General features: G+C 73.4%; 5 protein-coding genes and 1 pseudogene. 5 read left to right on the plus strand and 1 reads right to left on the minus strand.

Annotated elements, in window-relative coordinates; all coding sequences use genetic code 11:
- Positions 1-206 (minus strand): annotated as a pseudogene (locus ACXVGS_RS18730) (methylmalonyl-CoA carboxyltransferase); the annotation flags it as partial.
- 24 nt (positions 207-230) lie between these two features.
- Here ACXVGS_RS18730 and ACXVGS_RS18735 point away from each other — a divergent pair.
- The 5 genes from ACXVGS_RS18735 (at position 231) to ACXVGS_RS18755 (ending at position 4,739) form a co-directional block, all read left to right on the plus strand.
- Complete coding sequence (locus tag ACXVGS_RS18735) at positions 231-1,031, plus strand: biotin--[acetyl-CoA-carboxylase] ligase (protein ID WP_458528793.1); 801 nt, start codon at positions 231-233, stop codon at positions 1,029-1,031.
- A gap of 77 nt (positions 1,032-1,108) precedes the next feature.
- Positions 1,109-2,185 carry an adenylate/guanylate cyclase domain-containing protein gene (locus tag ACXVGS_RS18740; protein ID WP_458528794.1) on the plus strand — a complete coding sequence of 359 codons (1,077 nt, stop codon included), beginning with the start codon at positions 1,109-1,111 and terminating at the stop codon, positions 2,183-2,185.
- Positions 2,182-2,994: an enoyl-CoA hydratase-related protein gene (locus ACXVGS_RS18745; RefSeq protein ID WP_458528795.1), complete on the plus strand. Its 813-nt coding sequence runs from the start codon at positions 2,182-2,184 to the stop codon at positions 2,992-2,994. The genes ACXVGS_RS18740 and ACXVGS_RS18745 overlap by 4 nt, the downstream gene beginning before the upstream one ends.
- A gap of 29 nt (positions 2,995-3,023) precedes the next feature.
- The gene (locus ACXVGS_RS18750; RefSeq protein ID WP_141787357.1) at positions 3,024-3,701 is read left to right on the plus strand and encodes a response regulator transcription factor; all 678 of its coding nucleotides are present in this window, start codon (positions 3,024-3,026) and stop codon (positions 3,699-3,701) included.
- Between the two features lie 9 nt (positions 3,702-3,710).
- A complete protein-coding gene (locus tag ACXVGS_RS18755; RefSeq protein ID WP_458534076.1) occupies positions 3,711-4,739 on the plus strand; it encodes a sensor histidine kinase in 1,029 nt (342 codons plus the stop codon).
- The last annotated feature ends 162 nt before the right edge of the window (positions 4,740-4,901 follow it).

Genomic DNA, 4,901 nt, shown 5'->3' on the forward strand with positions numbered 1-4,901 from the left:
ACGAACGAGCCCTCGTCGAGCAGCTGCGCGATCCGCTCGCGCGCGGTCTTCTTGCCCTTCGCGTGCTGCTTCTCGACCGCCCGCGCCGACCCGGCGTGGACCGCCTCGTCGTTGCGCCGGTGCAGGTCGGCCAGCTTGCCCGCGGTGGTGTGGATGTCGATCGCCGGTGCGTCGACGGCATCCGGACTCTGAACAGCATCAGCCATGTCGGGCAGCCTAGCCTTAGCCGCGTGAGAGAGCCGATGGACGTCCATGCCCTGCAGGAGGCGTTGCTCACGCCGGAGGGCCCGTGGAGCGCCCTGGACGTGCTCGACACGGTCGACTCCACCAACCTCGAGGCCCTGCGCGACCCCCGGCCGTGGCGGGTCGTCCTGGCCGAGCACCAGAGCGCCGGGCGGGGCCGGCTCACCCGCCAGTGGGAGGCGCCGGCCCGGGCGTCCGTGGCCGTCTCGGTGGTGCTTCCCGTGGGCGCCAGCTCGGACCCGGGCTGGCTGCCCCTGCTCACCGGTATGGCGATGGGCCGGGCCCTCGCGGACGTGGCCGGGGTGCGCCCCGGGCTGAAGTGGCCCAACGACCTGCTCCTGGGGGAGCGCAAGGTCTGCGGCGTGCTGTGCGAGCTGACCGGCAACGGCACCGTGGTGGTGGCCGGCGCCGGTGCCAATGTCGACCAGGAGCAGCACGAGCTGCCGGTGCCGACCGCGACCTCGCTGCGCCTCGAGGGGGCTCAGGGCATCCGCCGGGAGGACCTGGTCATCGCCTTCCTGGGCCACCTGGCCGCGCTGCACGGCGAGTGGGTGCTCGGGGGAGCGGCGCTGGGACGGGTGCGGGCGGCATACCGCCAGGAGTGCGTCACGATCGGGCAGGAGGTCGACGTCCACCAGCCCGGCGGCGCGCTGCTGCGTGGCACGGCCAGAGGCGTCGACGACAGTGGCCGGCTCGTCCTGGAGACCGGGCGGGGACGGGTGGTCCATGCGGCCGGTGACGTCGTCCATGTGCGTCGGGTCACACGAGCACAGCCGGACAGGGCATGATCGGGCGTGTGCCCCGAAACCTGACGCTGTGACGCGTGCCCCGCATCGGTCGCCATCGTGCCCGCCCCGGAGCTGACGTGACCGGGGGGTTCGAGCCTGCCGCCGACGAGGTCGAGGCGCGGCTGCTGGGGCAGTCGCGCACCTTGCGGCGCCGCGACGTCAGCAGCGCGGCCGGGCTGTCGCTGCGCAGCGCGCGCAAGTTCTGGCACGCGCTCGGCTTCGCCAACGTCGAGGACGACGAGGACCGGGTGTTCACAGAGTCCGACATCCAGGCGCTGCGCTCGGTGGCAGACCTCGTGCGCGAGGGGGTCTTCGACGAGCCGACCGCGCTGGCCATGACCCGCGCGTTCGCCCGCACCACCGACCGGCTGGCGGTGTGGCAGACCCAGCTGATGGCCGAGGCGCTGGGCGACCTCGGCGCCGGCGACGCCCCCGGCGCCGGACGGCACGACACCACCCGGGCGGTCCCGGACCTGGAGACCGCCCGCAAGGCCGCGGCCAAGCTCGCCGACGTCGCCGACGATCTCGAGCCGTTGCTGGTCTACGCGTGGCGCCGGCACCTCGTCGCCGCCATCGAGCGCATGGTCGCCGACGCGGACCCCGAGCAGGACAACGTCGGCATCGTGCGCAACGTGGGCTTCGCCGACCTGGTGTCGTTCACCCGCCTGGTCCGCCGGCTCTCCGAGCGCGAGCTGGCCCAGGTCGTCCAGCGCTTCGAGGAGCTGGCCTCCGACATCGTCACCGCCCACGGCGGCCGCGTGATCAAGACCGTCGGCGACGAGGTGCTCTACGTGACGGTCACCCCCGCTGCCGCGGCGGCGATCGCGCTGGACCTGGTCGAGGCGATGGCCGAGGACGAGGTGCTGCCGGACGTGCGGGTCGGTATGGCGACCGGCCGGGTGGTGCCTCGCCTGGGGGATGTCTTCGGCACCACGGTCAACCGTGCCTCCCGCCTGACGGCGGTGGCCCGGCCCGGGTCGGTGCTGGTCGACGACGGGCTGGCCGCCAAGCTGGCCAGCCTGTCGGGGTTCGAGATGACGGCGCTGCGCCGGCGCTCGCTGCGGGGGATCGGGCCGGTCACGCCCTGGCTCCTGAGCCGCACGGGCGAGGTGCGCCGTCGAGGTCAGGCAGCAGACACCAAGGAGGAGCAGTGAGCACGCAGGAGCAGCCCGGGGACCGCCGGCTGGTGACCATCACCCGCCACGGGGAGGGCGGCCACGTGGCCGAGCTGGCGCTCGACCGGCCGGAGGCGATGAACGCGGTCTCCACCGCGATGGCCCGGGACCTCGCCGCCGCCACGGCCGAGCTGGCCGCCGACGAGGACGTGCGCGCCGTGATCCTGACGAGCACCAGCCCCAAGGCGTTCTGCGTCGGCGCGGACCTGAAGGAGCGCAACTCCTTCAGCGACGCCGACCTGATGCAGCAGCGGCCGGTGGCCCGCGCGGCATACACCGGGGTGCTCAACCTGCCGGTGCCCTCGATCGCGGTCGTCGAGGGCTTCGCCCTCGGCGGCGGGCTGGAGATCGCCCTGTCCTGCGACCTCATCGTGGCGGGGGAGGCCGCGGTCGTGGGGCTGCCCGAGGTGTCCGTCGGGGTGATCCCCGGGGGTGGTGGCACCCAGCTGCTGACCCGGCGCATCGGCTGGTCGCGCGCTGCGGGGATGGTGTTCACGGCGCGACGGATGGCGGCCTCGGAGGCTGCCGCCCTGGGGGTCGTCGACGAGGTCGTCGGTGCCGGCGAGGCCCGCGACTGGGCCCTGCGGCTGGCCACCGAGATCGCGGCGAACTCCCCGGTCGGGCTGCGCAACGCCAAGAAGGCGATGCGGCTCGGCATGGACGTCGACCTGGCCACCGGACTGGAGGTCGAGGACGCCTGCTGGCGCGCCACGGCCTTCTCCGGGGACCGCAAGGAAGGCGTGGCGGCATTTGCCGAGAAGCGTCGTCCGGCGTGGCCCGGTCGCTGACGGTACCTGCGGTCTCTACGATGCCCGATATGACCCGCGTGCTGCTGGCCGAAGACGACCCCGCCATCTCTGAACCCCTCGCCCGCGCCCTGCGCCGCGAGGGCTATGACGTCGATGTGCGCGGGGATGGTCGTGCGGCCCTCGACGGGGCCGCCGAAGGCCCCGACCTCGTCGTGCTCGACCTCGGACTGCCCCACATCGACGGACTGGAGGTGTGCCGGCGCATCCGCGCCGACGGGCGCACCGTGCCCGTCCTCATCCTCACGGCCCGCGCCGACGAGGTGGACACCGTGGTCGGCCTCGACGCCGGCGCCGACGACTACGTGACCAAGCCGTTCCGGCTGGCCGAGCTGCTGGCCCGGGTGCGGGCGCTGCTGCGCCGTCACCCGCTGGACTCCGCGCCGACCAACGAGCTGGTGCGCATCGACCCCGAGGGGCGCCGCGCCTGGTTCAACGACGAGGAGCTGCAGCTGACGGCCAAGGAGTTCGACCTCCTGCGCGTGCTCGTGCGCGAGCAGGGCAAGGTCGTCTCGCGCGAGCAGCTCATGCGCGAGATCTGGGAGACCGCGTGGTTCGGGTCCACCAAGACCCTGGACATGCACATCTCGGTGCTGCGCAAGAAGCTCGGCGACGACGCGGCCCAGCCGCAGTACATCTCCACCGTGCGCGGCGTGGGTTTCCGCTTCGAGCGCGGCGACCGGAGCTGAGGACCAGCCATGCGTGAGCGGCTCGTCCGCTCCACCGTCATCGCCGTCGTCCTGTCGGTTGTCATCGTCGGCGCTCCCCTGTTCTTCGGGGCCGTGTGGATGCTGGCGGACGAGGGGTCCCGGCTGCGCACCTGGCTGGTCGCCGGCCAGAGCATGACGCAGCTCGCCCAGTTGCTGGGCATCATCACGGCGCTGTCGGTGCTCGCGGTCGTCGTCGGGGTCCTCGTGGCCTCGGCGCAGGCCCGCAAGTTCTCCGAGCCGATGACCGAGCTGGCCGACCGGGCCGAGCGGCTGGGCGCCGGGGAGTCCCGGTTCCAGCCGCTCGTCAGCGGGATCGCCGAGATCGACCGGGTCTCGGAGGTGCTCTCCCGCAGCGCGCAGCAGCTCAAGCGGTCACTGGCCTCGGAGCGTGACTTCGCCTCCGACGCCTCGCACCAGCTGCGCACCCCGCTGACGGCGCTGCTCATGCGGCTCGAGGAGATCTCGGTGACCGACGACCTGGCGGTGGTGCAGGAGGAGGCCAACATCGCCATCGCCCAGGTGGAGCGGCTCACCCGCGTCGTCGACGACCTGCTGGCGCGCAGCCGCTCCGGTCACGACGCGCCCCGGCCCAGCGTCTCCCTGGACTCCGTCATCGCGGCGCTGCAACGGGAGTGGCAGCCCGCGTTCGAGCAGGCGCGCCGCTCGGTGCGCGTGCACGGCCAGCGGGGGCTGTCGGTCCAGGCGACGCCGGTCGCCCTGTCCCAGGTGCTCTCGACGCTGCTGGAGAACTCCCTCGCGCACGGTCGCGGCACCGTGGACGTGCACGCCCGTCGCAGCGGCCCGTCGGTCGTGGTGGAGGTCAGCGACCAGGGCGACGGCGTCCCCGCGGCGATCGCGCCGCACATCTTCGAGCGGTCGGTCACCACGACCGGCACGGGGCTGGGCCTGGCGCTGGCCCGGGACCTGGCCGAGTCCAACGGCGGCCGGCTGGAGCTGATCCAGACGCAGCCGGCGATCTTCGCGCTGTTCCTGTCCGAGGACCAGAACCTCAACTGAGCCCCGGACCTCGCCCGCCGGGCAGCGGCGTCCCCCGTCAGGACGAGGTCGACGCCCGGGAGGTGAGGTGCCCCCGGGTGCCGGCCACCCGGCATACCAGGGGGCGGCGCGGGCTCAGACCTGGATCGTGGACTCGAGCGGCGGGTTCTCGGAGAAGACGAA

The organism is Oryzihumus sp., from assembly GCF_054325275.1.